The sequence below is a fragment of the Nocardia sp. NPDC051929 genome, from assembly GCF_044548645.1.
Lineage (GTDB): Bacteria > Actinomycetota > Actinomycetes > Mycobacteriales > Mycobacteriaceae > Nocardia > Nocardia sichangensis.
In genome coordinates, this window is the sequence record NZ_JBIUCG010000002.1 from 36,807 (window position 1) to 62,997 (window position 26,191).

A 26,191-nucleotide genomic window follows, 5' to 3' on the forward strand; every position below is an offset into this window, starting at 1 on the left:
GCACACCGTTGGTCCGTCGGCTGTGCGGGCAGATCGCTGCCGAAGATCGGCGACTCTACCGGCCGCGCCGACCGTCCGCGTCGCCCGCGCGGATCAACCCCGCGTCTGCACTGCGGGCCCGGTATCCGAAACGAGTCTGCCCGGCTGGTATCCGCGCGCGGGCCGCTCCAGCGGGCTCCGCACCCGGACCTCGCGACCGGGCGCTATTCCGGTGTGAACGCGAAGATCTCGCCGATGCGGGTGGCGACCACGACTTCACCCTTCGCGCCGACCGACGTACCGGTGGTCGTACCCTTCGCGCCCGGGAGGACGTCGGAATCGATGGTGGTTCCGGTCCGCGTGTCGAAGGTGACGAGGTTCAGGCCGTCGCCGATCGCCGCGGTGACGTAGCCGGTGTCGCCCGCCGTCTGCGCCGCAGGGCCGCGCAGCGCCAGATCCTTACGTTCCCAAACCGTCTCGACACTGTCGCCGTTGTCCCGCAGTGCGAGCAGGTAGCCTTCCTCGCCCGACGGGATGATCAGGCCGTCGTCGGACACCGAGATGCCGCCGCGCGGCGTCCAATCCAGCCGGTGCACCCACTTGGTCCGCCCGTCAACGGTGTCGAGCGCGATCAGGCGGTTGTTGTTGTCGCCGACGTAGACGGTGCCGCCGTCGGCGGACAGGGCCGGACTGGTCGCGCTGCCACCGAGCAACAACTCGGCGCTCCACTCCCGCGCGACCTTCGCGCCGGTGTAGCGCAGCGCGACGAGGGACGCGGCAGGCCGCCCCGGCTGCCACAACGTCACGTAGAAACGGCCACTGGCGGCGTCGATGGGGGAGATGTTCGCGACCGGGCAATGCGGCCCTCCGGTGGCGCAGTCGTCCAGTCCCTGGCCCGCGTCCGGCCAGCCGAGGCCCGCGTGCGCGAGGAAATCCGGTTCGCCGAGCAACTGCACGCTCGGAACCGCCCGGTCCCCGGTCTGCCTGGACAGCACGTCGACCTGACCGGACTGGCTGATCGTCAGCAGTTTGCCGTCCCCGGTGAACTGCACCGAGACCGGCGTTCCGGCCACGGGCGTCGCCCACCGCGGCTGGCCCAGGTAGTTGAAGGAGATCACCCTGCTGTCGTCGCCGATGTAGACATTGGACATCCAGTCGACCGCCGACGGCGAGGAGATCGCGCTCGGGCCGAGGGCGTTGCAGAACCGCTTGCGGCCGGTGGCCATCTGGAAGGAGAAGATCGAGCAGTTCGCCAGACGCGTGGTGACGAACAGCTGGCCGTCGGGCCCCAGCGTGATCGGCTGGGCGATCGGTCCGCCGACCGGCCGCTGCCAGCTCAGTCCGAGCTTCCGCGACCCGGTGACCGGAGCGGTGCCGCTGTTGCGGCCGTCGTGGTAGGCGGCGGTCCAGCCCTTGCCGGTGCCGACGGTGATGTCGTCGTAGTCGGTGCCGCAACCGGCCAGCGTCAGCGCGCCGACCGCGGCCAGCACGACCGCGGCGCGTTTCCGGGACGGTCGCCACATGGAAGTAGCCAGTACGCCGCCGCTTCGCACCTGCCGTACTCCTGTCGTCGTTGGCTCGCACCCGCGCCCTGTCCGGCGCAGGAGTCACTGTACGGGAGGCCTTTGCGCGGGTGAACGAGTCCCGGCGTTGTCGTAGCGGGTGCTCGTCGCGATGCTCGCCACGGGCGATAGGCTCTATCCGTCGCCGCCGAGGCGGGCGACGGCCGGTAGGACCACGACAGGAGAACCGTTCGTGACGAGCATGTGGGGCGCACCGTTGCGCTCGCGCTGGCGGGGATCGCGCCGCCGGGATCCGCAGCAGGCGCGTTTTCTGACGCGGGCGTCGCTGCGCTGGGTGCTCGCGAACCGGGCGTACACGCCCTGGTATCTGGTGCGTTACTACCGGCTGTTCAAGTTCCGCCTGGCCAACCCGCACATCGTGCTGCGCGGCATGGTCTTCCTCGGCCGCCGCGTCGAGATCCACGCCACGCCGGAACTGAGCCGCATGGAGATCGGCCGCTGGGTGCACATCGGCGACGGCAACGCGATCCGCTGCCACGAGGGTTCGCTGCGCATCGGCGACAAGGTGGTGTTCGGCAAGGACAACGTGGTCAACACCTACCTCGACATCGAGATCGGGGAATCGACCCTGGTCGCCGACTGGTGCTACATCTGCGACTTCGACCACAAGATGGACGACATCAACGTGCCGATCAAAGACCAAGGCATCGTGAAGAGCCCGGTGCGCATCGGCCCCGACACCTGGATCGCGGCCAAGGTGACCGTGCTGCGCGACACCCGCGTCGGGCGCGGCTGCGTGCTCGGCGCGCACGCCGTGGTCAAGGGCGAGATCCCGGACTTCAGCATCGCCGTCGGCGCGCCGGCCAAGGTGGTCAAGAACCGCAAGGCGGCCTGGGAGGCGGGCGCCGAGCAGCGCGCCGAATACCTTGCCGCGCTGGAGGACATCGCGCGCAAGAAGAACGGTGCCGCGCAGAACGCCTGAGAGTTCGTCGGTGCGGGCGGGTAGGTTCGCGCTATGACTGCCTACGCCGCCCTGTTGCGCGGGATCATGCCGAGCAATCCGAACATGAGCAACGCGAAGTTGCGCGCGGTGTTCGAATCGCTCGGATTCGAGGGCGTCGGTTCGGTGCTGACCAGCGGCAACATCGTGTTCCGCAGCGCGGAGACCGACGTGCCCGCGCTCGAGGAGCGTATCCAGCAGGCGCTGGTCCAGGAATTGGGCATCGGCGGCGGCACGATCATCCGCAGCCACGACGAACTGCGCGCGTTGCTGGACACCGACCCTTTCCACGGCCTGACCCACGGACGCGGCACGTATCTGATCGCCACGTTCCTCAAGGACACGGCCGAGCCTCCGGCAACCCTGCCCGAGCGGCCGGACCCGCTCACCCGGGTCGTGGGCTACGACGAGGCGGCCCGTGCCTTCCTCGCGGTCATCGACAACAGTCAGCCGGGCAAGACGCCCGACTTCATGGCCTGGCTGGAGAAGACATACGGCAAGGACATCACCACCCGCACCTGGCTCACGATCGAGCGCGTAGTCAAGAAACTGGCGGCTTAGCGGGCTACTTCGGATCGCGTTCCGGCAGCGGGCGTTCCACGATGGACGGGCGGCCCAACGGGTTGCGCACCCGCCGCTTGGCCGAGTGGTACACCTGAGCGGTCTCGGCGGCCACCACATCCCAGGCGAAGTCGGCGGTGAGCCGTTCCCGGGCGGCGTAGGCGCGCTGCTGCGCGGCGGCGGGATCGTCGAGGGTGGCGCGGACCGCCTCGACCAATCCGTCGACGTCGGCGGGCGCGAAGGAGGCGCCGGTGACGCCGTCGATCACGGCCTCGCCCAGGCCGCCCGCCGTCGAGGTGATCAGCGGGGTGCCCGCCGCGGCCGCCTCCAGCGCGACGATGCCGAACGGTTCGTATCGGCTCGGCAGCACGATCGCGTCGGCGCCGTGCAGCCAGCCGAGCAGTTCCGCGTGGTCGAGCTGACCGGCGAAGTTCACCGCGCGGGCGACGCGGTGCACCCGGGCGCGCTCGCGCAACCACTCGAACTGGGTGCCGACGCCCGCGACGGTCAGGGTGGTGCCGGGGTGGGCGCGGCGGATGCGCGGCAGCGCGGCGATCGCGTCCTGCACGCCCTTCTCGTACTCGAGCCTGCCCACGTACAGCAGCCGGGGCGGACCGCTGCGCGGCGCGCGCGGGCGGAAAGTCCACGCGCCCACGTCGATGCCGTTGCGGATCACCGTCATCGGGATCCGCTCCGGACCGTAGAGCCGCTCGACTTCGTCCTGCATGGACGACGAGCAGGTGATCAGCGCGTCGGACTCGTTGGCGAGCCACCACTCCACCGAGTGCACCTGCTTGTTGACCTTGCCCGCGACCCAGCCGCTGTGCCGCCCGGCCTCGGTGGCGTGGATGGTCGACACCAGCGGCACGTCGTAGTACTCGGCCAGGGCGATGCCGGGGTGGGCGACCAGCCAGTCGTGCGCGTGCACCACGTCCGGCGTCCAGCCGTCGCCGATGCCGGGCTTCCCGAGCGCGACGCCCGCGCGCACCATGGCGTGTCCCATGGCCAGCGTCCAGGCGAGCATGTCCTCGCCGAAGTCGAACACCGGCGGGTCCTCGGCGACCGCGACCACCAGCACGCCTTCGGCGATGTAGGAGTGCGTGGGATGGGTGGAGGCGTCGGTGCCGGAGGGGCGCCGGGACAGGACGACCACCTCGTGGCCGGCCGCGGCGAGTTCGACGGCGAGGTGATGCACGTGCCTACCCAGCCCGCCGACCACGACGGGTGGGTACTCCCACGACACCATCAAAATCTTCATGCAAGTCCTTCTGCGGCCGAGCCCGGGTCCGCCGGAACCGGTCCGTGGTCCGCGGTGGCGGAGTCCGGGCCTGGCTCGGCGGCGGATACTGCCCCGGTGGCGCTGGGTACGGACCCCGCGGACGTGAGTCGTCGCGCGTCCACGCCGGGGAAGAGTCCGTCAGCTGCCCCCCATCCTGCCGCCAACTGCCGTGCTTTCGCGAGTTGGCCCGCCCCGACGGCCGCGGCGATTTCCCGGACGGCGTGGGCGTGGCGGTGCGCGCGGTCGCGCGCGTACCCCGCGGCGGAGTCCTTGCTGACCATGAACGCCCAGTCGCTGGAGACGGTCAGGATCGCTTCGCGCAGCAGCTGATCGGCGACGTGATCGCGGAGTCCGGGTGCGCCGCCCTGGGCGGCGCGCATCTTGTCGACGGTGTCCAGGGTCAGCCGCACGATGTCGTCGTTGAGCTCGACCAGGTCGCGCACTTGTTCGCCCGCCCACACCCGCCAGTCCTTGCCCGAACCCCAGGACGAGTCGGCCAGTGGCACCGGTTCGCCCAGGTAGCCGCGCGCTCGGGCGTCGGCGAGGGTGCCCACGGTGACGCCCGCCTCCGGCAGCGCCCGCAGTACCTGCGCCAGCCACTGCGGGCCCTCGTGCCACCAGTGGCCGAACAGTTCGGTGTCGAACGCGGCGACGACCAGGGCGGGCCTGCCGATCCGCTCGGACTCGGAGATCAACCGCTCGCGCACCGTCCGCACGAAGTCGTCCACATCCCGGACGACGGCCGCGGCGGCGAGTTCCGGATCGTAGGGAGCCTTGTCCGGGCCCGCGACGGTCTTGCCGGTGACCCGCGCGGGTTTGAGACCTGTGGCGTGGTCATAGTGATGAAAGTCACGGTAGGCACCGTGGCCGGGATAGCCGGATTTCGGTGACCACACGCGGTAACTCACCTGCAAATCGCGCCCGAACGCGACCACGTCGGAATCCCGGACCGGTCGGCCGAGCGTGGTATCGCCGCGCAGCGCGGGGCCGTCGACCATGAAATGCGTCACACCCGCGGCGGCGTAGCCGACCTCCATGCCGGGGGTGTAGCCGCATTCCGGCGCCCAGATGCCGGTCGGTGTGTGGCCCCAGCGGTGTCGCGCGTCGGCCAGGCCCTCGGTGAGCTGGAACTGGCGCAGCCGTGGGTCCAGCAGCGGCTGGAACGGGTGGGCCAGCGGGCCGCCGAGCAGTTCGATGGCCTCCGCGTCGACGAGCGCGCGCCAGACCGGCGCGGCGCCGTGCCGCCAGTACTGCTCGAACTCGGCCAGGGCGGCGGCGGCCAGGCGGTGTTCGTGCCTGCCCAGCGCGACATTGCCCGCCATGGCGGCTTCGTCGGCGCGCAGCTGCCAGTTGCCCAGCCAGTGGTGCATGCCCGCCAGGCAGTGCGGGTCGTCCAGCTGGGCCGCGAGTACCGGTGTGATACCGAGGCTGAGCAGATGCGAACGGCCTTCGGCCGCAAGGGTTCGCAACACTTCGACGACGGGCAGGTAGGAGGCGGCCCAGGACTGGTAGAGCCATTCCTCGCCGACCGGCCAGCGACCGTGATGTGCCAGCCAGGGCAGGTGGGAGTGCAGGACCAAGGTGAACTGGCCCGGCACGGGACTTGCCGCGTGCCCGCCGGGCACGGTACCGCGATCGGTCAAGGCTTCACCGCGATGGCGATCAGATCCAGGCTCGCGTCGATGTTCGCGGCCAGCAATTCGAAATCGTCCACCGCGACGCTCGCGACGTCCGCGGTGAGTTCCGCGGGCCAGGGTTCCCCGGCCAGCGCGCGTTCGATCTGCGCGTCGATGAACGACCCGCCGTGCTTGGCGTCCAATGCTTTCAGGCCGGGCCCGTGGTGCACGCCGATCATCTCCGACACCTCGAATCCGGCCTCGACCAGCAATTCGGTCAGCTCGGCCGCGTTGAGTTCCCTCGTGTGGAACGGGTTGAGCGGAGTGTCGCGACCGGGCGAGAAGGTGATCCGGTTGGGGGTGCTGATCAGCAGCTCACCGCCGGGACGAAGCACGCGCAGGCATTCGCGCAGGAACTGGGCCTGATCCCAAAGGTGCTCGATCACTTGGAAGTTCACCACGACGTCGACCGAGGCGTCCTCCAGCGGCAGCTCGGCGAGGTTGCCGTGGAGCATCTCCACGCGGGGGTAGCGCACGCGCACGTGTTCGACGGCGCCGGTGTCGTAGTCGACGCCGATCACCTTGGTGGCCACGCCGGCGATCATGTCGGCGCCGTAGCCCTCACCGGAACCCGCCTCCAGCACCGTCTTTCCGGCGCAACGGTCAAGCAGACGGGCGTAGGCGATCTCGTGCCTGCGGAACCAGTAGTTCTCCTCGGCGATGCCCGGAACGGTGCGCTCGCCGGTCAGCGGCAGTGGTTCGACGGCGCCGGTGCTCGTCTCGGATGCCACGGTGATGCCGGACGGGTCGTCCACTGCGGCAGGGATCACAGCCTCGCTCATCACTCCGACGTTACTGGCACGGCATCCGCGGGGCATACCCCACCCGGCTGCCCCGGAGGGCGGCTTCGCTCGCCGGGAAAGGGGTCGCCGGAACCGCGCACTGTAGTGCGTGGTAACCAATTGTGAGAGAGAAGCCACTAAGTTACCCGCGGGTAACTTAACGTAAGGTAATGTCACGGCCTGAGCCACCCACCCGGGCGTACGGCGCAGTTCGTGCGACCACCACATACGTGTAACCAGAACAGGAGGTCGACGAAGACCGATGCCGAACATCGTCGTACTCATCAAGCAGGTTCCCGACACCTGGTCCGAGCGCAAGCTCACCGATGGTGACTTCACGCTCGATCGCGAGGCCGCCGACGCCGTCCTCGACGAGATCAACGAGCGCGCCGTCGAAGAGGCGCTGCTGATCAAGGAGGCCCAGGGCGGTGAGGTCACCGTGCTGGCCGCCGGTCCCGACCGCGCCACCGAGGCCATCCGCAAGGCGCTGTCCATGGGCGCCGACAAGGCCATCCACATCAACGACCCGGCCATCCACGGCTCCGACGCCGTGCAGACGGCGTGGGTGCTGGCGAGTGCGCTCGGTCAGGTCGAGGGTGTCGAGCTGGTCATCGCGGGCAACGAGGCCACCGACGGCCGCGCGGGCGCGGTGCCCGCGATCATCGCCGAGTACCTCGGCCTGCCGCAGCTGACGCACCTGCGCAAGCTGGTCGTCGACGGCGACAAGATCACCGGTGAGCGCGAGACCGACGAGGGCGTGTTCAAGCTGGAGGCCTCGCTGCCCGCCATCGTCAGCGTCACCGAGAAGATCAACGAGCCGCGTTTCCCGTCCTTCAAGGGCATCATGGCCGCGAAGAAGAAGGAAGTGCAGACCTTCACGCTGGCCGACCTGGGCGTCGACCCCTCGACCGTTGGCGTCGCGAACGCGGGTTCCGCCGTCACCGCCGCCACACCGAAGCCTCCGCGCACCGCGGGCGAGAAGATCGCCGACGAAGGCGACGGCGGCACCAAGATCGCCCAGTACCTGATCGGCCAGAAGATCATCTGATCTCGGTAGCGCTGCAGACTTCCTAGGAGAGAACACATGGCTGAAGTACTCGTGCTCGTCGAGCACGCCGAGGGTGCGATCAAGAAGGTCAGCACCGAACTGCTCACCGCCGCTCGCGCCCTTGGCGAGCCCGCCGCCGTCGTGCTCGGCACGGCGGGCACCGGCGAGAAGCTGGCCGACGCGCTGGCCGCCGCGGGCGCCGAGAAGATCTACATCGCCGAGTCCGACGATGTGGAGAACTACCTGGTGACCCCGAAGGTCGACGTGCTGGCCGCGCTCACCGAGTCGGTCTCGCCCGCCGCCGTCATCGTCGCCGCCAGCGCCGAGGGCAAGGAGGTGTCGGGTCGCCTGGCCGCCCGCATCGGCTCCGGCCTGCTGGTCGACGTCATCGACGTGAAGTCCGACGGCACCGCCGTGCACTCCATCTTCGGTGGCGCGTTCACCGTCGACGCCAAGGTCACCGGCGATGTCCCGGTGATCTCGGTCCGCCCGGGCGCCGTCGAGGCCTCCGCGCAGGCCGGCGCAGGCGAGAAGGTGACCGTCGAGGTGCCCGCGCAGGAAGAGGGCGTGGTCAAGGTGACCTCGCGCGAGCCGGTCGTCGGCGGTGACCGCCCGGAACTCACCGAGGCGAGCATCGTGGTCTCCGGTGGCCGCGGCGTCGGTTCCGCCGACAACTTCTCGGTGGTCGAGGCCCTGGCCGACTCGCTCGGCGCGGCCGTGGGCGCTTCACGCGCCGCCGTCGACTCGGGCTACTACCCGGGCCAGTTCCAGGTCGGCCAGACCGGTAAGACGGTCTCCCCGCAGCTGTACATCGCCCTCGGCATCTCGGGCGCGATCCAGCACCGCGCGGGCATGCAGACCTCGAAGACCATCGTTGCCGTCAACAAGGACGAAGAGGCGCCGATCTTCGAGATCGCCGACTACGGCATCGTGGGCGACCTGTTCAACGTCGCGCCGCAGCTGACCGAAGCGGTCAAGACGCACAAGGGCTGACACCCTCGGAGCGATCGAGAAGTGGCCCCGACCGGACGGTCGGGGCCACTTTTTCTTCGCACATCCAAATAGCAGTGCTTGCAACGCTTTTGAGCTACTGTTGGCGTGCGTTGCTGCACTGCAGGATGGGGACAAGGGGGGCGATGAGCGGCGTCGTGGACAGCGGCAGTTCTCAGACGGTGACCGGCGTGGACGGCGGTCTGCCGATCACCGCGCGGCAGGAACAATTCAGCCTCGGTTTCGTGCGCATGGTCGCCGCCGCTGCGGGCTGTTCGGTCAAGAGTCACGAGACCGACTACGACGGGGTTGACATCACCATCGTGGCTTCCGCGGATTATGCGAGATACTACTGCCCTGAATTCGAAATGCAGCTCAAGTGCACGACGCAGCAGCACTTGCTCAGACCACAGGACATGACGTGGTCGATGAAGCGAGACGGGTTTCTCGAGCTGGTGAATCCCAAGCGGTTCGTCCCGGCAGTGCTCGGCGTGTAGCTCATACCGGATGAGCCGGATGAACTGCTAGACCTTTCCGAGGACGGGCTCAGAACATCCAGCCGCATGTACTGGGAACTCGAGAAGCCACGAGCATCGTGCTGTCGACACACGTGGACGGACGTCTGCGAAAAGTGCACGTACCGCTCGTCGGTGACGACTATCAGTGGGCGATCCGCGCACACCAGAGCAAGCAGCCGATTGTCGTGTCCGGCGATCTCGTGTTCGAACGCGGTGCTTGGCGCCTGACCGGGATGATCAGCCTGGACTCGAGTTATCTACACCGGGAGAGCTGACGTCGGCGTGCGAGAAACTCTGCCCGGGATCTGGTCGATGCGAAAGTCGCCCGTCAACAAGGACGAAGAGGTGCCGATCTTCGAGATCGCCGACTTCGGCATCGTGGGCGACCTGTTCAACGTCGCGCCGCAGCTGACCGAAGCGGTCAAGACGCACAAGGGCTGACGCCTTTCGCTGATTTGGTCAGCCTGCGGTTCTGGTGCGCGATCCCCAACGCGCCCTTGGGATTACCAGATGGCCCGAGACTGCTCGTGGTCGGCACGGTTGATGACCCGATTCGCCGATCTCACGCGTTGCTTGCTAGTTTCATCGGCGTCAAGTCCCCCGAAGGGGGGGAGTCATCGACACTAGGGGATTCAGAAGTGAAGAAGACGGTTACGGGACTGCTGATGGGCGCGCTGGCCACGGGGGCACTGATCGCCTTGGCGCCTGCGGCGCAAGCAGAGGTGTATCCGAACGAAAAGGAATGCCTGGCCGCCGCGAAGCGAGAGGAGGCGCGGCGCGTTTCCGAGGGTGACATCAACGTCCCCCATTACAGCTGCAAGGCCGTAGGAAACGGCTGGCGAGTGGGCATCTTCCGCTGATCGGAGTGGTGAGGGCGGGCTGACCTGATCCGCACCACCCTCGCCGGACGATCTGTCGCACAACCCCAGGACCACCGCGTCGATTGCTGCGCGGTGGTCCTGTCCCGTTTTCGACCACCGCCGAAAATATTTGCCTACGGCCACCGGAACTCTCGTGTGAGACCGATGATGGCCTGTCGAGAGGCTGCGAGGGAGGCCGGTTCGGCGGCGGCCGACTGGCAATTCGAGTCTCGCGATCCACCACTTGCGACTGTGACCTGATCCAACTGGTCGAGCGAATAGCCGCCGCGCGGCCGACATGTTGTTCGTGCGCCTCGCGAGGAAACGAGAGAACTGACACCGGGTGCGAGCGACTCCGCCGAGGCGCTGGTCGGCTCGAACCGTTGTGGCCAATGAGGATGTAGAGGCGCTGATCGTCGAGCGCTTGGTTCGTTGTGCTCGGTCGGGAAAAATCGGCGCGAAATTGGTGCGAACTCTCGAGGCCAGGTGAGCGAAAATCGTGACCGCTGCGAAAGAAATTACGGTGCAGGCGATTTCGCGTCGGCGATGCGGGTGGCGGACTTACACTCGGCCGGTGAGCATCCCAACGGAACCGATCGGTAGCATCCCTCGACCTCACGATCTGTTGGCCGCCATGGCCGACGAATCCGGCGACGCCGCCGCGCTCGCCGAACTCCAGCGCAGCGCGGTCGCCGAGACCGTCCGCAAGCTGGAAGAACTCGGCTCTCCCGTCGTCACCGACGGCGAGCAGTCCAAGCCGAGCTTCGCCACCTATCCGATTGCCGGGCTGGATAATCTGGCCCCGGACGGGGCGATCATCCCGTTCGCCGACGGACACCAGAGACAGCTGCCCCGGCTGGCCTCCGGTCCGTTCCGCTATGCCGCGCACGCGGCGGACTATCTGCGCGACGCGCAGCAGCACGCCACCGTTCCGGTGAAGCAGGCCGTCATCGCGCCATCGGCGCTGAGCCTGCTGTATCCGGCCGACGGGATCGAGGGTTACCCCCGCGAGCAGTTCCTCGCCGACCTCGCCGACGCGGCGGAGGCCGATATCCGCGCCTGCCTGGAGGCGGGCGCGCACCTGGTGCAACTCGACTTCACCGAAGGGCGACTGTCGCTCAAGCTGGATCCGAGCGGCGGTGTGCTCGACCAGTTCATCGAGCTGAACAACACAGTGCTCGACCGATTCTCGGACGAGGAGCGAGCCAGGATCGGCGTGCACACCTGCCCGGGCGGCGACCAGGACTCCACGCACAGCCTGGACGTGGACTACGTCGAATTGCTGCCGAAGCTGCTGCAACTGCGAGTGGGCGCGTTCTACCTCCAGTTCGCGAGCGAGCCGGATCCGGAGAAGGTGCTCGCCGTGGTCGCCGAACACCTGCCCGCCGAGGCGCGGGTGTTCATCGGTGTCACCGACCCGATCGACCCGCAGGTCGAGACACCCGAACAGGTCCGCGACCGGGTGCTGCTCGCCGCCCGCTACCTGCCCGTCGATCGGTTGGGCACCTGCGACGACTGCGGCTTCTCGCCGTTCGCCGACGACACCTCCACCTCGCGGGAGACCGCGTTCGCCAAGATCCGTGCGCGTATCGAGGGCACGGCGCTGGCGGCGACGGAATTGGGCGTCTGAATTGCGGTGACTCGCCCCGGTTCAGGCCGGGGCCGGTCCTCTCGCGCAGGGTCGGATTGCGGTTGCAAGCTGGTTCAGCCCAGACACGCAGCAGGGTCGTTGCGTTGTAGTGGAATTCGATAGACGCATGTGGAGCGGCCCCGCTCCGGACGGTGCGGCCGGTCGTTCCGGTTACGTGTGCGAGTTCCCGTCAGGCGGTGAATTCTCTGTCTTGTACGCTGATCCGGACACGGAGGGGAGAGGCGGCGGCCACCCCGATGCTCGAATCAGCAGCGGTGCAGTGCGGTGAGCAGGGTGTCGAGGATCGGTGAGCGCCGGGCGTCGGCGCGCAGGACCGCCGACACGGGGATGCGCAGCTTGGATTCGGCCAGCCGCAGCACCACCAGACCCTCGGTCGTGCTCTCCGCGTAGAGCACCGTCCACGCCTCGGGCCGGTTGATCAGCTCCATCGTCGCGGTGTGGTCCGGCGGGATGGGCGGGCCGAAGGTGGGGCCGGTAGGCAGTTCGGCGAACGCGTTGCGGATCACCGTGTGTAGCAACACCTGTTCCTGCTCCGGGGGGAGTAACAGGGGGTAGGAGGCCAGATCCGCCAGGGTCACCGTGTCCTTCGTGGCCAGCGGATGCGCGCTGGAGGTGGCGATCACCAGATCCTCGACCCACAGCTGCTCGACCACGAGGCCGGGCTGGTCGACGCGGCCGCGGATCAGGGCCAGATCGCAGTCGCCGTCGGTCACCGCGGTGATGCGCTGACGGAAGGGTTTGATGACGAACTCGATCTCCGCCTCCGGATGCGCGGCGCGCGCTCCCGCGATGGCCGACAGCGAGCGGGTGGCGAAGGACATGTTCGCGGCCAGCCGGATGCGCGGGCCGACCGTCCGCACGGCGGCGCGGATCGCCGACTCCAGACTCAGCATTTGTTTCGCAAGGGGAAGTAGCCGTGCGGTGGCGTCGGTGGGCACGACCGAGCGGGTCGAGCGCTCGAACAGTTGCACGCCGAGGTCGCGTTCGAGCCGGGAGATCTGGTGGCTGATCGCCGACTGCGAGATGAAGCAGCGCGCCGCGGCGCCGCTGAAGCTGAGCTCCTCGCACACCGCGACGAAGTAGGTGAGCTGCCGAAGTTCCACGGCGCCTCCTGATTAATTACGAATCGAGATAAGAGTCATCTTAATTATGCGCCCACACACCTGAAATATCCGCCCTCCGGATCGCGGTTCGTAATGAGAGAAGGAGGCTGTCATGCAGTACGTGGACGCGGGAATCGAAACCGCGGGTGTCGTCATTGTCGGATCGGGGTTCGGCGGGCTCGCCGCCGCCAAGCAACTGGCCAAGTCGGGGGTGGACTATGTGCTGATCTCCAGCACGCCCGAGCATCTGTTCCAACCGCTGTTGTACCAGGTAGCGACCGGTGTGCTCACATCGGAGGAGATCGCGCCGCCGATCGCGGGCATCCTGCGCCGCCATCGCGAGGCCGACGTTCGCCTCGGCACCGTGGTCGGCATCGATCCCGACCGCGCCATCGTCACCTACGAACACGAGGGCGTTTCGCACCGCATCCGCTACGGCTCGCTGATCGCGGCCACCGGCGCGAGCCAGTCCTACTTCGGCCGCGACGACTTCGCGGAGAAGACCTATTCGCTCAAGACCATCGATGACGCGCGGCGGCTGCGCGCCCAGATCGCGCGCGTCTTCGCCGAAGCCGCGCAGGCCGACGAGCAGACCAGGCGCAAGCTGCTGAGCTTCGTCGTGGTCGGCGCGGGCGCGACCGGCGTCGAGGTGGCCGGTCAGCTGAAGGAGCTGGCGAAACGGTATTACCACCAGGAGGTTTCGGTCACGCTCGTGGAGGGCGCGGGCGAGGTGCTCCCGCCGTTCGGCGGCGGGCTGTCGGAGTACGCGAAGAAGTCGCTGACCGGCAGCGGCGTGGAGGTGCTGCTCGGCACCTTCGTCACCGACATCGAGCACGGCAAGGTCACCGTCAAGAGCGCCGACGGGGTCGAGCACGCCATCGCGGCCGAGACCGTGGTGTGGTCGGCGGGCGTGCAGGCGGGCGGGTTCGCGAAGATCCTGGCCGAGGCCACGGGCGTGGCGACCGACCGGGCCGGCCGGCTGCTGATCAACCCCGATCTCACAGTCGGCGGCTACGCCGACATCTACGCCATCGGCGACATGACCTCGCTCAACGGCTACCCCGGGCAATCGCCGGTGGCCATGCAGGAAGGCAGGCACGCCGCCGACATCATCCGCCGCAAGAAGCAGCCCGGCACGCCCTTCACCTACTGGGACAAGGGCAGCATGGCGGTGATCAGCCGGTTCAGCGCCGTGACGAAGCTGAACGACCGCATCACCTTCCGCGGTGTGATCGCCTGGTTCATGTGGCTCGCGGTGCACCTGTTCTACCTGGTCGGTTTCCGCAACCGCTTCGCCGCGGTCGCGTCCTGGCTGGTCGCGTTCATCTTCACCGGGCGCCCCGGTTTCGCCGAGGAGGAGGCGACCGCGCCGAAGGTACTCGCCGCGGAGAGCCGAGCCGCTTAATGGCTTCTCGCACCTGAGAATCGCGTCGCACACGATCGAAAGGCGGCGCGATTCACGGTGCGCGCGGCATTCACGCTGCCCAGGAACGAACCGCGATTCGCGTGGTAAACCGCATGTCGGAAGCGGTTTCGGTGCGGGAGTGCGAACGCGGTGGAACCTTTCGGTGAACGCTCGGTGTGACAGCCGTCTCGTTCACCCAACCGGCATCGTGGCGACACTTCGAGGTTGCTGGGGCGCATTGTCGGGCTGGCTTCATCGTGGATATGACTATTTCGTCCGTGCTGACAGCCCCGGCTCGACCGACGGACTCCGGGGAGGGACGGTCGCGTTACTCGCTGGTGGTCTCCTCCGACCTCGATCACCGCGTCGCCGCGCAGCGCCTGCGCTACAACGTGTTCGCCAACGAGCCGGGTTTCCGGATTCCGGACGACGGCAGCGGTTTGGACGCCGACCATTTCGACGAGCACTGCGACCACATGCTGGTGCGCGACGACGCCAGCGGGGAATTCGTCGGCTGCTACCGGATGCTGCCGCCGGGCAAGGTCGCCGCGGCGGGCGGGTACTACACTGCGACGGAATTCGATCTCGCTCAACTGGATCCGGAAGGCATGCGGATCGTCGAGATGGGCCGCGCGTGCGTGGTCCCCGACCACCGCAACGGCTCGGTGCTCACCCTCATGTGGGCGGGGATTTTGCACTACATCCAGCTCACCGGCTACGAGTGGGTGATGGGCTGCGTGTCGGTGCCGATGCAGGACAGCCCGGCCGACCCGCCCGGAGTGAACGTGCGCGGCGTGCGCGACATGCTGCTCGGTCGGCACGCCTCCGACCCGGAGCGCCGGGTGCACCCCTACAACCCGGTGATCGTCGACGGCAAGACCCTCGACGAACTGACCCCGCCGTCGCGGCCGAAGCTGCCCCCGCTGGTGCGCGGCTACCTGCGGCTGGGCGCGGAGATCTGCGGCGAGCCCGCCCACGATCCCGCCTTCGCGGTCGCCGACTTCGTCGTGCTGCTCGGGCTGAACACCATCAACACCCGCTACCTCAATCGCCTACAAGACGCCGCCGCGTCGTTCGACGGGGGACGGTGAGGACCGTGGTCTTCGACGCGCCACCTGCCAAGTCCGCCGCGCACGCATGGATGCCGTCGAGCCCCTGTGGTTCAGGCTGCATCGATTCGATCGACCAAGTCGGCCCGGCGCGGGTGGCCGCCCGGCTGGCCGGAGTCGCCGGCCTGCTGCTCAGCTACCCGATCGCGCACGCGGTGACCCCGCGCGGCAAGCGTGCGCCGTTGCAGCGCGGCTACGCGCGCCTGCTGCTCGGTTCCATCGGCCTGCGGTTGCGCGTCGTCGACAACCGGGTGACCGCGGAAGAGTGCGGTGTCGTCGATGAGGGCGACGCCACGCTCGCACCCGCCGGTTTCGGCGCCGCAGGCCGGGGCGTGCTGATCGTCACCGGGCACATCAGCTGGACCGACATCGTCGCCTTGGCCTCGGTGCAGCCGCTCGGCTTCGTGGCTCGCGCCGACATGCTGGACTGGCCGATGATCGGCAAACTCGCCGAGTTGATGCGGGTGATCCCGATCGAACGCGAGAGCCTACGGCAGTTGCCGGGCGTAGTGGCCGCGGTCGGAGCGCGGCTGGCCGCCGGTGAGCGGATCGGCGTCTTCCCCGAGGGCACCACGTGGTGTGGCCGCGCCTACGGCAGCATGCGTCCCGCGTTGCTCCAGGCGGCGGTGGACACCGGCACCCCCGTGCAGCCGGTGCGATTGCGGTACCTGGACCGGCACGGCGTGCCGTGCACGGTGCCCGCTTTCGTCGGCGTCGACACCTTCGGCTCCTCCGCCGGGCGGGTGCTGCGTTCGCGCGGAATGGTCGCCGAAGTGGTGCTGGAGCCGGTGCTGGAACCCGGCCCCGACCGGCGCGAACTGGCCCGCCGCTGCGAGGCCGCGGTCCGCGGCACCGCGTCGCCCCGCCACGGTGCGGAAACCACGGAGTGGATCGAGGCGGGGCACACCCGAGTCCAGGACCCGTCGCTCGCGACCGACGCACCAGAAGTGCGCCGCCCGCGCCGCCGCCCGATGCTGCGCGGGCGCCGGAGTGCTGCGGTCGCGCGGTAACTCGACAGGTTTCGCGAGTGGCACACCATCGAAAGGTCCACTCGCGGTTTGCCACAGCCATGTGCCACTCGCAGACGTTTCGCCGTACGCACGGTGTTCGGCATCATGGCTGCGGGTGCCTCGTGGCGCATCGGTGTGGGCCTGGCTCGCTCCCGTCCACGCCGTGATCGTGATCACCGGCGTCGAATGCGGCAGGGCTGCACCGAGTCCGGGGCGAGCCGATGTCGGCCCGCCCCGGATATAGGGAAAGAACTCAGAAACCGCTTCCCGTCGGCGGCCGCCACCCGTGGTCCCAGCCGGGCCTGCCGTGATCCCAGTCGTCGTGGCGGTTGCGGCCGCGGAACCAGTCGTCGTTGCGGCCGCGATCCCAGTCGTTGTGCCTGCCGCGATTCCAGTCGTCGTGGCCGTGGCGGCCGTGGGTCGCATCGAGCTGGTCGGCCTGCTCGAGCACGATCGGGTCGGCGAGCGCGGGCACCGCGACCGCGGCGACCGGCATCAGGGCGAGTGCGGACGCGACCGCGGCGCGTGCCAGCACGCGTCGCGTGCGTCCATGGGTGTGATGGTCCATCGGAACTTCCTCACTATCGATTCGTCCGGGCGTCGACCGCTCGGCGTCCCGGCCCCGGATCCACTCCCGGAACGGAACGGATCGGCGATCAACACGCTGAATAACGTACCGCTAAATAGCGGTACATTCAATAGGTGAAAACCCTGAGATTCCGCCGGTCGCAGGGCGTTCAAGCCTGAACCGGGTCCGTGAACGGACCCCGCGCGAGCGGGCGAGCAGGGGGGAATAACCGGCGGAGGGTGACGGCTATCCTTAACTGGTCATGAAGTCGGCTTTTTCGGGTCCGGTCAACGGTGCTGCGCCCCAGACGGTCTACCTCGATCACGCGGCCACCACACCGATGCTGCCCGCGGCCATCGAGGCGATGACGGCTGCCTTGCGCAGCACAGGCAACGCGTCCTCGTTGCACGGCTCCGGGCGCGCCGCCCGTCGGCTGCTGGAGGAGGCGCGCGAGTCGATCGCGGCCGACCTGGGCGCCCGGCCCTCGGAGGTCATCTTCACCTCCGGCGGCACCGAGAGCGACAACCTGGCGGTGAAGGGCATCTTCTGGGCGCGCCGCGACGCCGATCCGCGCCGGAACCGGATCATCGCCAGCTCGGTCGAGCACCACGCGGTGATCGACGCGGTGGAGTGGCTGGAGCGGCACGAGGGCGCGGAAGTCACCTGGCTGCCGGTCGACGCCGAGGGCGTGGTCGCGGCCGGAGCGCTGCGCGCCGCGCTCGCCGCCCATCCCGACGAGGTCGCGCTGGTCACCGTCATGTGGGCGAACAACGAGGTCGGCACGATCCAGCCGATCGTCGAACTCGCCTCCGTCGCAGCCGAATTCGGCGTGCCGATGCACAGCGACGCGGTGCAGGCGGCGGCGCAGCTGCCCATCGACTTCGCCGCGAGCGGCCTGTCCGCGGCCAGCTTCGCCGGGCACAAGGTCGGCGGCCCGCACGGTATCGGGGTGCTACTGCTCGGCAGGCAGGTGCCGTGCGTGCCGCTGCTGCACGGCGGCGGGCACGAGCGCGACCTGCGGTCGGGCACCTCGGACACGGCGGCCGCGATCGGGCTGGCCGCCGCGCTGCGCCAGACTTCGATCGAACTACACGCCCGGACCGCCGAGCTGGTCGCGTTGCGGGACGCGTTGATCGACGGCATCCGCGCGACGGCGCCCGACGCGGTGCTCAACGGTCCGACCGGCGAACGGCGGCTACCCGGCAACGCGCACGTCACTTTTCCCGGCTGCGAAGGGGATTCGCTACTGATGCTGCTGGACGCGGCGGGGATCGAATGCTCGACCGGTTCGGCGTGCACCGCGGGCGTCGCCACGCCCAGTCACGTGCTGATCGCGATGGGTGTCGAACCCTGGCAGGCGCGCGGATCGCTGCGCTTCTCGCTGGGGCACACCTCGACGCGTGCCGACGTCGACGCAGTACTGAAAGTCTTGCCGCAAGTGGTGGAGCGGGCCAAGGCCGCGGGCCTGGCCGGTGCGAAAGGAGGTGTTTGATGCGGGTACTCGCCGCGATGAGCGGTGGTGTGGATTCGGCCGTGGCGGCGGCGCGTGCCGTCGACGCCGGTCACGAGGTAGTCGGGGTGCATCTGGCGCTGTCGGCGACACCGGGCACGCTGCGCACCGGATCGCGCGGTTGCTGCTCGAAGGAGGACGCGGGTGACGCCCGGCGCGCCGCCGACGTGCTCGGCATTCCGTTCTACGTCTGGGATTTCGCCGACCGCTTCAAGGAAGACGTCATCGACGACTTCGTCGCGGCCTACGCGGCGGGCGAGACGCCGAACCCGTGCCTGCGCTGCAACGAGAAGATCAAGTTCTCCGCCCTGGCCGACCGCGCGGTGGCGCTCGGCTTCGACGCCGTGGTCACCGGGCACTACGCGCGGCTCGAGGACGGTGTGCTGCGGCGCGCCGTCGACGCAGACAAGGACCAGTCCTATGTGCTGGCTGTGCTGACCGCGAAGCAGCTCTCGCGCGCGATGTTCCCGGTGGGCGACACCCCCAAGCCGCAGATCCGCGCCGAGGCCGCCGAGCGCGGGCTCGCCGTCGCGAACAAGCCCGACAGCCACGACATCTGCTTCATCCCCTCCGGCGATACGCGCGCCTTCCTTGGCGCGAAGATCGGCATCCGGCCCGGCGCGGTCGTCGACGCCGACGGCCGGGAGCTCGCGCGGCACGAGGGCGTGCACGGATTCACCATCGGCCAGCGCAAGGGCCTGGGGTTGCCGGGTCCCGCCGCCGACGGCAAGCCCCGGTACGTCACCGGCATCGATCCCGAGTCCGGCACGGTCCGCGTGGGGTCGGCCGAGGACTTGCAGGTCTGGACGATCGAGGCGGAGCGCGCGATCTGGACGTCCGGCTCCGCGCCCGCGGGCCCGATCGAGTGCGTGGCGCAGGTGCGCGCGCACGGCGGCACCGCGCCCGCGGTGGCCGAGGCGGTGGGCGACGGACTGCTCGTGCGGCTGCGCGAGCCGCTGACCGGCGTCGCGCGCGGCCAAGCCGTGGTCGTCTACCGTCCGGATCCCGAGGGTGACGAGGTGATCGGCAGCGGGACCATCTCCGGCACCGCGCAAGAGTCTGTCACGAGTGAAACGGGGGCCGAGGCGGCGCGGTGATCCCGCACCATCCTCCGGTGTCGTCCGGTGCGGAAACTGGGCTGTGACCGTCGAGGACGGCGGGCCTCGTAATGGCGGAATCGATCGGATGGAGTGCGGTAACGGTGTACGAGACCGGCACGGATGACGTGACGCGAGATGGCGGGCCGGACGTGACCGCCGAGCCGGTGCGCTTGCGAGGCGGCGTCGCCACCGGCGTCGGCTCTTGGCCGGGCACCGACCCGCGCGAGGCCGCCGCGACCATCGTCGGCGAACTCGGTGAGTTACCGCACCTGGTGGAGCTGCCCGGTCGGGGCGCGGGCGCGGACCTGATCGGCCGCGCCTCCGCGTTGCTGGTCGATCTGCGTTTCGACACCACCTCCAGGGGCTATCGACTGGCGCCGCGCCCGGGTTCGGTCTCGCGGCGCGCCCATGACCTGCTGCGGACCGATCTGGACGCACTCGAGGAAGCGTGGGAGAACGCAGGCCTGTCCGGTCGCGGCCGGACGGTGAAGGTGCAGTCGGCGGGCCCGCTGACGCTGGCCGCGCAGGTCGAGTTGCCCGGCGGTCATCGCGTGCTCACCGACGCCGGCGCGGTGCGCGACCTCTCGGAGTCCCTGGCCGAGGGGCTGGCGCAGCACGTGGCGGAGGTGCGCAAGCGGCTCGGCGCGCAGGTCGTCGTGCAGCTGGACGAACCGTCGCTGACCGCCGTGCTGGACGGTTCCCTGCGCGGGGTGAGCGTGCTGAACACCGTGCGCGCGTTGCCCGAACCGGAAGCGCTGGCCGTGCTGGACGCGGTGATCACCGCACAGTCCGCGCCGGTGCTGGTGCACAGTTGCGCCGAGCCGCCCGCGCTCGGTGCGCTGCGCCGTAGCGCCGCCGCGGGGATCGGGTTCGATCTGAGCATCATCGGCACCGGGCAACTCGACGAGATCGGGGAGGCCATGGAAGCGGGCAAGCAGCTGGTGCTCGGTGTCGTCCCCACCGAGGCGCCTGCCACGACGGTCACCTGGCGGACCTTCGCCGAACCGGGCGTGCGGCTGATCGATCGGCTCGGCTTCGGCCGCCGCACGCTGGCGGAGCGGGTCGCGGTCAGCCCGGCATGCGGACTGGCGGGCGCGCCGCTGGAGTGGAGCAGACGAGCGCTGCGCTTGGCCGCGGACGTCGCGCGGGCGTATGCCGAGGAGCCGGAGGAGCTTTCGTTCTCCTGACGTCGTCGTGTGAGAACGCGAATCCCCGCCCGGACCGACCGCCTTCGCGCCAGAACCAGCTCGGTTGTGGGCAGTCGGGGGGAGCCCCGCTCATGGGATCGTCAGCGCCGAGAGAGAACTACGCTGCGCATGGTGCAGCCCCCGGAACGCCCGGTCGTTCAGAGCGGCACAAGGCTTCCAAATGACCGGCGCGGGCATCACGCCGTGGTGTGGGCGCCGCAACGGCGAGCTGGGGGCAAGGCCGCCGGAACGCCGGTGCTCGCGCCGAGAAACGGACCGGCCGGAATTCGTGTCCGCCAGGGCGGCGACGTGCGCGAACACGGCGGCTCCCTGTCGGTGGCCTCCGCTAATGTGCGATGGGTGAGTGACAGCGAGAGCGCGGCGGCCCCGGCGACGCCAGAGCAGCGGGTGGACTGGCAGCAACTCGCGGACGAGGTGCGTGAGCATCAGTTCCGCTACTACGTCCGGGACGCGCCGATCATCTCCGACGGCGAGTTCGACGCGCTGTTGCGGCGGTTGCAGGCCATGGAGGACGAGCATCCGGACCTGCGCACGCCGGACTCGCCGACCCAGCTGGTCGGCGGTGGGTTCGCGACCGATTTCACCGCCGTCGACCATCTCGAGCGGATGCTGTCGCTGGACAACGTGTTCGACGTCGACGAGCTACGCGCCTGGGCCGCCCGGGTGGAGGCGGAGACCGGGCCGGACCTGCACTATCTGTGCGAGGTCAAGATCGACGGCGTCGCGCTGAACCTGGTCTACGAGAACGGCAGGCTGGTCCGTGGCGCCACCCGAGGCGACGGACGCACGGGTGAAGACGTGACGCTCAACGCGCGCACCATCGATGACATCCCCGGCGAGCTGAACCCCAGCGACGAGTTCCCGATCCCGCGACTACTGGAGGTCCGCGGCGAGGTGTACTTCCGGCTGGAGGATTTCGAGACGCTCAACGCCGCCATCGTGGCCGAGGGCAAACCGCCCTACGCCAACCCGCGCAACACCGCGGCCGGTTCGCTGCGGCAGAAGGATCCGTCGGTCACCGCGCGGCGCAGGCTGCGCATGATCTGTCACGGCTTCGGCCGGATCGAGGGCTACACGCCGACCTCGCAATACGAGGCGTACCGCGCGCTCGCCGCGTGGGGCCTGCCGGTGTCCGAGCACACCAGACGGGTGCAGGGCATCGACGCGGTGATCGAGCGGGTCGCGTATTGGGGCGAGCACCGGCACGACATCGAGCACGAGATCGACGGCCAGGTGATCAAGGTCGACGAGACCGCGCTGCAACGCCGCCTCGGCTCCACCTCGCGGGCTCCGCGCTGGGCGATCGCCTACAAGTACCCGCCCGAGGAGGCGACGACCAAGCTGCTGAACATCCAGGTGAACGTCGGCCGCACCGGGCGGGTGACGCCGTTCGCGGTGATGGAGCCGGTGTCGGTCGCGGGGTCGACGGTCGCGATGGCCACCTTGCACAACGCGGCCGAGGTCAAGCGCAAAGGCGTGCTGATCGGCGACACGGTCACCATCCGCAAGGCGGGTGACGTGATCCCCGAGGTGCTGGGGCCGGTGGTGGACGCGCGCCCCGAAGACGCGCGCGAGTTCGTCATGCCGACGCACTGTCCCGAATGCGGCACCGAACTGCGCCCCGAGAAGGAGGGCGACGCCGACATCCGCTGCCCGAACCAGCAGTTCTGCCCGGCCCAATTGCGCGAGCGCGTCTACCACGTGGCAGGCCGCGGCGCTTTCGACATCGAGGCCCTCGGTTACGAAGGCGCGATCGATCTGCTGAAGTCCGGCGCCATCACCGACGAGGGCGACTTGTTCGACTTGGACGAGGCGACGCTGCTCACCACGTCCCTCTACGCCAACAAGAACGGCAGCCTCTCCGCCAACGGCAAGCGGCTGCTGGAGAACCTGGCCGCGGTCAAGAACCGGCCGCTGTGGCGGGTGCTGGTCGGCCTGTCCATCCGGCACGTCGGCCCCACCGCGGCGCGGGCGCTCGCCGCCGAGTTCGGCAGCTTGGACCGCGTCGAGGCGGCGTCGGTCGAGGAATTGGCCGCCGCCGACGGCGTGGGCCCTACCATCGCGGCCGCGGTGGCGGAGTGGTTCACCGTCGACTGGCACCGCGCCGTGGTGGCGAAGTGGCGGGCCGCGGGTGTGCGGATGGAAGACGAGCGGGACGAATCCATCGAGCGCAACTTGGAGGGTCTGTCCATCGTGGTGACCGGTTCGCTGCAAGGCTTCACCCGCGACGGCGCCAAGGAGGCGATCCTGGTGCGCGGCGGCAAGGCGGCCAGTTCGGTTTCGAAGAAGACCGCGTTCGTGGTGATCGGTGACGCGCCGGGGTCCAAGGCCGCCAAAGCGGAGGAACTCGGTGTGCCGATTCTCGACGAGGAGGGGTTCCAGCGGCTGCTGGCCGGTGGTCCCGAGGCGGTCACGCCGGAGACGGCCGCGGAGGACGCCGAAGCCGAGGAGTGATCGGCGCTTGACCTGAAGATACGTTGAGGTATGAGGATCGACTGGTAGGCGACTACCAGGAGGTCATCATGTCTCGTCCTACCGCACTGATCACCGGCGCATCGGCAGGATTCGGCGCTGCGCTCGCGCGGGCGCTGATCGAACAAGGGTGGCGGGTGCTGGGGACCGGGCGTCGAGCCGACCGGTTGACGCGGGTGGCCGCCGAACTCGGGCCGTCGTTCCAGGCGGTCCCCGGCGACGTCACGGAGCCGGCGGATCGCGCCAGGTTGGCGGACGCCGCGCGCGGTGCGGGGGAACTCGCCCTGGTGGTGAACAACGCCAGCCGTCTCGGGCCGAGTCCGTTGCTGGGCCTCGCGGACTATCCACTCGACGAGTTCGAGCGCGTCTTGCGCACGAATGTGGTCGCGCCACTGGCGATTCTGCGCATCGTGCTGCCGCTGCTGCGGCCGGACGGCGTTGTGGTGAACATCAGCTCCGACGCCGCGGTTGAGCCGTATCCCACGTGGGGTGGATACGGTTCGTCGAAGGCAGCGCTCGACCAGCTCACGGCGATCCTCGGTGCGGAACATCCGGGCCTGTCCATCTACGCGTTCGATCCCGGCGACATGCGTACCGAGATGCATCAGGCCGCGTTTCCCGGCGTCGACATCTCCGACCGGCCCGAGCCCGCGACAGTAGTGCCCGCGCTGCTGCGGTTGCTCGCCGAGAAGCCGAAGAGCGGGCGTTATGCCGCCGCGGATTTCGTGGCCGGGCGGGCGTCATGACGGTGCGGACCGAACTGCCGTTCTTCGATCTGTCCCCGGATCGCAACGCCACCCTCCCGCCCGAGGCGAGAGGGATGGCGCGCGACGAGGTCCGTTTGCTCGTCGTCGAGGACGGTCTGACGCACGCCCGATTCCGAGAGCTGCCCGACCGCCTGCGCCCGGGCGACCTTTTGTTGGTGAACAACTCGGCGACCATGTCGTCGGCGGTCGACGCCACGATGGACGGCGAGCCGGTCGTGCTGCATTTCTCCACCTGGCTGGACGACGGCCGCTGGGTGGTCGAGGTCCGGACCACCGAGCGCACTCCCTATCCGCCCGAGCGGCTCTCGGCCGGGACCGTGTTGCGATTGCCGGGTGCGACGGCCACACTGCGGGCGCCCTGGCTTCCCGGCGGACGTCGTCTCTGGAGTGCGGACGTCACCGGCGACGTGTTCGGGTTGCTCGCCGCACACGGCCGCCCCATCACGTATGCCTATGTGCCGCAGCGGTGGTCGGCGGCCTATTACACGACGGTCTTCGGCAGGGTTCCGGGCAGCGCGGAAATGCCAAGCGCGGCACGGCCGTTCACCGAGCGTGTGGTGTTGGATCTGATCACCGCAGGGGTCGCTCTCGCGCCGATCACCCTGCATACCGGCGTCTCCTCGCCCGAGGCCGGGGAACCGCCGAGCCCGGAACGGTTCGCCGTTGCCGCCTCGACGGCGCGGCTGGTGAACGACACGAAAGCCGCCGGTGGGCGGGTCGTCGCGGTGGGCACGACGGTGACGCGGGCGTTGGAGACCGCCGCCGACCCGGCGGGACTGGTCCACGCGTCGCGCGGGTGGACCGACCTGGTGCTCGGCGCACGGCGACCGGCTCGTGTAGTGGATGGTCTGATCACCGGTTGGCACGCGCCCGGCGCGTCACACCTGGATCTCCTGGTAGCAGTGGCGGGGGAGGAAACCGTCGCCGCCGCGTATGCCGCCGCCGTGGACACCGGCTACCTGTGGCACGAGTTCGGCGACAGCGCTCTGCTGTTCGGGCGTGGCCCGCTCAGTGGACCGTGACCGTGGCGCCCAGCTGGCCCGCGATGTCGAATCGCCCGCAACGGCCGTCGCTCAGGTCGAGCTTCTGGGTGATGATCTTGCCGCGGCGATTCTTGAACGTCGCCTCGGCGGACACGTCGGCGCTCGCCGTCGAGCACACCTTCGACACCACGCCGGGCGGGTCGTAGCTGACCGTCCCTCCGCCCTGGCAGGTGTTCGTGCTGTTGGCCAGGAACACGCGTGCGGTGCCCTCCGGACACGGCGCGTCCGCCACCGCCTCCGGCGCCACGGTCAGCGAGCCCAGCGCGAGCGCGGCGACGGCGGAGCCTCCGACCACTACGCGACGAACCGTCGATCCCATCGTTACCCTCATCCCATCGAACAACTTCGGCAGTACGCCGCGGCAAGACCGCAGCGTGCAGGCATGCTAACCCGCTATCACGCCTGCTGTCCTGGCGACTGCTGTCGAGCTACTCCGGAAACAGCAGGTTGTCGACGGCGATGGTGGTGTCCGCATAGCGGACCGGGATGTGGTCGCCGGGCCGGTACTCTTTGCGAGTCCGGTAACCCGTGGGTATCGGTTCGGTGTGCTCGTAGATCACGGTTCTCGTGACTACCCAGTAGGTCGAATACCCGGCGCGGCCATACAGTTTCGCTTTGACTCCGAGGTCTTGCATCACCGTTTCGTCGGAGATTTCGATGACCAGGAGCACATCAGCCGGATCCCACACAGCGATTTTCGAACCGATCAAATCGACCTGATCCGCGTCTGCCCGCAGTACCCAGCAGTCGGGATCGGGTAGCGACTGGGCGGTGGGCAGCGTCTCGCTGGTCACCTCGACCCCCTTGGTCGGAAGCTCCCGCGCGATGCGAAACACCGCTCGGCCGTGCCACGACCCGATAACCACCGGCCATACCTCCCCCTCGACGAGTTCGACACGATGGTCGAACGCGCCCGCCTCCCACGCGCGCAGGAACTCGCTGCGCGTCCAGCGGTAGGCGATCGAAGCCTCGGTCATGCGATCAGGGTACCGTGCCGCCGATCGCGCAGCCATCGGTCGCAGACCTGTT

At 69.1% G+C, this 26,191-nt stretch carries 25 protein-coding genes and 1 pseudogene; 18 read left to right on the forward strand and 8 right to left on the reverse strand.

The annotated features are described in order from the left end of the window. Positions 1 to 203: 203 nt before the first annotated feature. The gene (locus ACIHAX_RS02285; protein WP_364429359.1) at positions 204 to 1,502 is read right to left on the reverse strand and encodes a PQQ-binding-like beta-propeller repeat protein; all 1,299 of its coding nucleotides are present in this window, start codon (positions 1,500 to 1,502) and stop codon (positions 204 to 206) included. A 232-nt stretch (positions 1,503 to 1,734) separates the two neighbouring features. Between ACIHAX_RS02285 and ACIHAX_RS02290 the strand changes: the two genes are divergently transcribed. Then, complete coding sequence (locus ACIHAX_RS02290) at positions 1,735 to 2,484, forward strand: acyltransferase (protein ID WP_355078771.1); 750 nt, start codon at positions 1,735 to 1,737, stop codon at positions 2,482 to 2,484. Between the two features lie 33 nt (positions 2,485 to 2,517). Further along, a complete protein-coding gene (locus tag ACIHAX_RS02295; RefSeq protein WP_355078772.1) occupies positions 2,518 to 3,063 on the forward strand; it encodes a DUF1697 domain-containing protein in 546 nt (181 codons plus the stop codon). Positions 3,064 to 3,067: 4 nt separating this feature from the next. Here ACIHAX_RS02295 and ACIHAX_RS02300 read toward each other — a convergent pair whose 3' ends face one another. The 3 genes from ACIHAX_RS02300 to ACIHAX_RS02310 are packed head-to-tail and all read right to left on the reverse strand — an operon-like array spanning position 3,068 to position 6,800. After that, complete coding sequence (locus ACIHAX_RS02300) at positions 3,068 to 4,321, reverse strand: glycosyltransferase family 4 protein (protein WP_039795312.1); 1,254 nt, start codon at positions 4,319 to 4,321, stop codon at positions 3,068 to 3,070. Further along, on the reverse strand, positions 4,318 to 5,985 hold the full coding sequence (locus tag ACIHAX_RS02305; RefSeq protein ID WP_355078773.1) for a glycoside hydrolase family 57 protein: 1,668 nt from the start codon (positions 5,983 to 5,985) through the stop codon (positions 4,318 to 4,320). Before ACIHAX_RS02305 ends, ACIHAX_RS02300 begins: the two co-directional genes overlap by 4 nt. After that, complete coding sequence (locus tag ACIHAX_RS02310) at positions 5,982 to 6,800, reverse strand: methyltransferase domain-containing protein (protein ID WP_355078774.1); 819 nt, start codon at positions 6,798 to 6,800, stop codon at positions 5,982 to 5,984. The genes ACIHAX_RS02305 and ACIHAX_RS02310 overlap by 4 nt, the downstream gene beginning before the upstream one ends. Before the next feature lie 262 nt (positions 6,801 to 7,062). Between ACIHAX_RS02310 and ACIHAX_RS02315 the strand changes: the two genes are divergently transcribed. From ACIHAX_RS02315 to ACIHAX_RS02345, 7 genes and pseudogenes are all read left to right on the forward strand, one after another. After that, positions 7,063 to 7,848: an electron transfer flavoprotein subunit beta/FixA family protein gene (locus tag ACIHAX_RS02315; protein WP_355078775.1), complete on the forward strand. Its 786-nt coding sequence runs from the start codon at positions 7,063 to 7,065 to the stop codon at positions 7,846 to 7,848. A gap of 36 nt (positions 7,849 to 7,884) precedes the next feature. Then, complete coding sequence (locus ACIHAX_RS02320) at positions 7,885 to 8,841, forward strand: electron transfer flavoprotein subunit alpha/FixB family protein (protein ID WP_355078776.1); 957 nt, start codon at positions 7,885 to 7,887, stop codon at positions 8,839 to 8,841. Positions 8,842 to 8,984: 143 nt separating this feature from the next. Further along, positions 8,985 to 9,335: a hypothetical protein gene (locus ACIHAX_RS02325; RefSeq protein ID WP_397275377.1), complete on the forward strand. Its 351-nt coding sequence runs from the start codon at positions 8,985 to 8,987 to the stop codon at positions 9,333 to 9,335. Positions 9,336 to 9,433: 98 nt separating this feature from the next. After that, on the forward strand, positions 9,434 to 9,631 hold the full coding sequence (locus ACIHAX_RS02330) for a hypothetical protein (protein WP_397275379.1): 198 nt from the start codon (positions 9,434 to 9,436) through the stop codon (positions 9,629 to 9,631). Positions 9,632 to 9,683: 52 nt separating this feature from the next. Next, positions 9,684 to 9,797: pseudogene (locus ACIHAX_RS02335) on the forward strand (electron transfer flavoprotein subunit alpha/FixB family protein); the annotation flags it as partial. Positions 9,798 to 9,994: 197 nt separating this feature from the next. Next, positions 9,995 to 10,216: a hypothetical protein gene (locus ACIHAX_RS02340; protein WP_356961115.1), complete on the forward strand. Its 222-nt coding sequence runs from the start codon at positions 9,995 to 9,997 to the stop codon at positions 10,214 to 10,216. 574 nt (positions 10,217 to 10,790) lie between these two features. Further along, positions 10,791 to 11,846 carry a cobalamin-independent methionine synthase II family protein gene (locus ACIHAX_RS02345; protein WP_397275381.1) on the forward strand — a complete coding sequence of 352 codons (1,056 nt, stop codon included), beginning with the start codon at positions 10,791 to 10,793 and terminating at the stop codon, positions 11,844 to 11,846. Between the two features lie 266 nt (positions 11,847 to 12,112). Here the strand turns inward: ACIHAX_RS02345 and ACIHAX_RS02350 are convergent, their stop codons facing one another. After that, on the reverse strand, positions 12,113 to 12,970 hold the full coding sequence (locus ACIHAX_RS02350) for a LysR family transcriptional regulator (protein ID WP_355078783.1): 858 nt from the start codon (positions 12,968 to 12,970) through the stop codon (positions 12,113 to 12,115). A gap of 112 nt (positions 12,971 to 13,082) precedes the next feature. On the opposite strand from ACIHAX_RS02350, the gene ACIHAX_RS02355 reads away from it, so the two are divergent. The 3 genes from ACIHAX_RS02355 to ACIHAX_RS02365 all read left to right on the forward strand — a co-directional run bounded on the left by ACIHAX_RS02355 (position 13,083) and on the right by ACIHAX_RS02365 (position 16,494). Then, a complete protein-coding gene (locus ACIHAX_RS02355) occupies positions 13,083 to 14,375 on the forward strand; it encodes an NAD(P)/FAD-dependent oxidoreductase (RefSeq protein ID WP_397275383.1) in 1,293 nt (430 codons plus the stop codon). Positions 14,376 to 14,638: 263 nt separating this feature from the next. Beyond that, positions 14,639 to 15,466, forward strand: a complete 828-nt coding sequence (locus ACIHAX_RS02360; RefSeq protein WP_397275385.1) for a GNAT family N-acetyltransferase — start codon at positions 14,639 to 14,641, stop codon at positions 15,464 to 15,466. A 5-nt stretch (positions 15,467 to 15,471) separates the two neighbouring features. Further along, positions 15,472 to 16,494 carry a lysophospholipid acyltransferase family protein gene (locus ACIHAX_RS02365; RefSeq protein ID WP_397275387.1) on the forward strand — a complete coding sequence of 341 codons (1,023 nt, stop codon included), beginning with the start codon at positions 15,472 to 15,474 and terminating at the stop codon, positions 16,492 to 16,494. A 253-nt stretch (positions 16,495 to 16,747) separates the two neighbouring features. On the opposite strand, the gene ACIHAX_RS02370 is transcribed toward ACIHAX_RS02365, so the two are convergent. After that, a complete protein-coding gene (locus ACIHAX_RS02370; RefSeq protein ID WP_397275389.1) occupies positions 16,748 to 17,062 on the reverse strand; it encodes a hypothetical protein in 315 nt (104 codons plus the stop codon). Between the two features lie 262 nt (positions 17,063 to 17,324). Here ACIHAX_RS02370 and ACIHAX_RS02375 point away from each other — a divergent pair, with 262 nt between their 5' ends. The 6 genes from ACIHAX_RS02375 to ACIHAX_RS02400 all read left to right on the forward strand — a co-directional run bounded on the left by ACIHAX_RS02375 (position 17,325) and on the right by ACIHAX_RS02400 (position 25,141). After that, positions 17,325 to 18,554 carry a cysteine desulfurase family protein gene (locus tag ACIHAX_RS02375; RefSeq protein ID WP_397275391.1) on the forward strand — a complete coding sequence of 410 codons (1,230 nt, stop codon included), beginning with the start codon at positions 17,325 to 17,327 and terminating at the stop codon, positions 18,552 to 18,554. Next, complete coding sequence (gene mnmA, locus ACIHAX_RS02380; RefSeq protein WP_397275393.1) at positions 18,554 to 19,669, forward strand: tRNA 2-thiouridine(34) synthase MnmA; 1,116 nt, start codon at positions 18,554 to 18,556, stop codon at positions 19,667 to 19,669. Before ACIHAX_RS02375 ends, mnmA begins: the two co-directional genes overlap by 1 nt. A 104-nt stretch (positions 19,670 to 19,773) precedes the next feature. After that, complete coding sequence (locus ACIHAX_RS02385; protein ID WP_397275395.1) at positions 19,774 to 20,859, forward strand: methionine synthase; 1,086 nt, start codon at positions 19,774 to 19,776, stop codon at positions 20,857 to 20,859. Between the two features lie 360 nt (positions 20,860 to 21,219). Next, positions 21,220 to 23,334 carry an NAD-dependent DNA ligase LigA gene (gene ligA / locus ACIHAX_RS02390; protein WP_355078792.1) on the forward strand — a complete coding sequence of 705 codons (2,115 nt, stop codon included), beginning with the start codon at positions 21,220 to 21,222 and terminating at the stop codon, positions 23,332 to 23,334. A 68-nt stretch (positions 23,335 to 23,402) separates the two neighbouring features. After that, positions 23,403 to 24,098 (forward strand): SDR family NAD(P)-dependent oxidoreductase, encoded by a 696-nt coding sequence (locus tag ACIHAX_RS02395; protein WP_364429319.1) that lies wholly within the window; start codon positions 23,403 to 23,405, stop codon positions 24,096 to 24,098. Next, positions 24,095 to 25,141: an S-adenosylmethionine:tRNA ribosyltransferase-isomerase gene (locus tag ACIHAX_RS02400; protein WP_397275398.1), complete on the forward strand. Its 1,047-nt coding sequence runs from the start codon at positions 24,095 to 24,097 to the stop codon at positions 25,139 to 25,141. The genes ACIHAX_RS02395 and ACIHAX_RS02400 overlap by 4 nt, the downstream gene beginning before the upstream one ends. Here ACIHAX_RS02400 and ACIHAX_RS02405 read toward each other — a convergent pair. After that, positions 25,128 to 25,481 carry a hypothetical protein gene (locus ACIHAX_RS02405; protein WP_157170886.1) on the reverse strand — a complete coding sequence of 118 codons (354 nt, stop codon included), beginning with the start codon at positions 25,479 to 25,481 and terminating at the stop codon, positions 25,128 to 25,130. The genes ACIHAX_RS02400 and ACIHAX_RS02405 overlap by 14 nt on opposite strands. A gap of 109 nt (positions 25,482 to 25,590) precedes the next feature. Further along, a complete protein-coding gene (locus ACIHAX_RS02410) occupies positions 25,591 to 26,139 on the reverse strand; it encodes a Uma2 family endonuclease (protein WP_355078795.1) in 549 nt (182 codons plus the stop codon). Positions 26,140 to 26,191 lie beyond the last annotated feature (52 nt).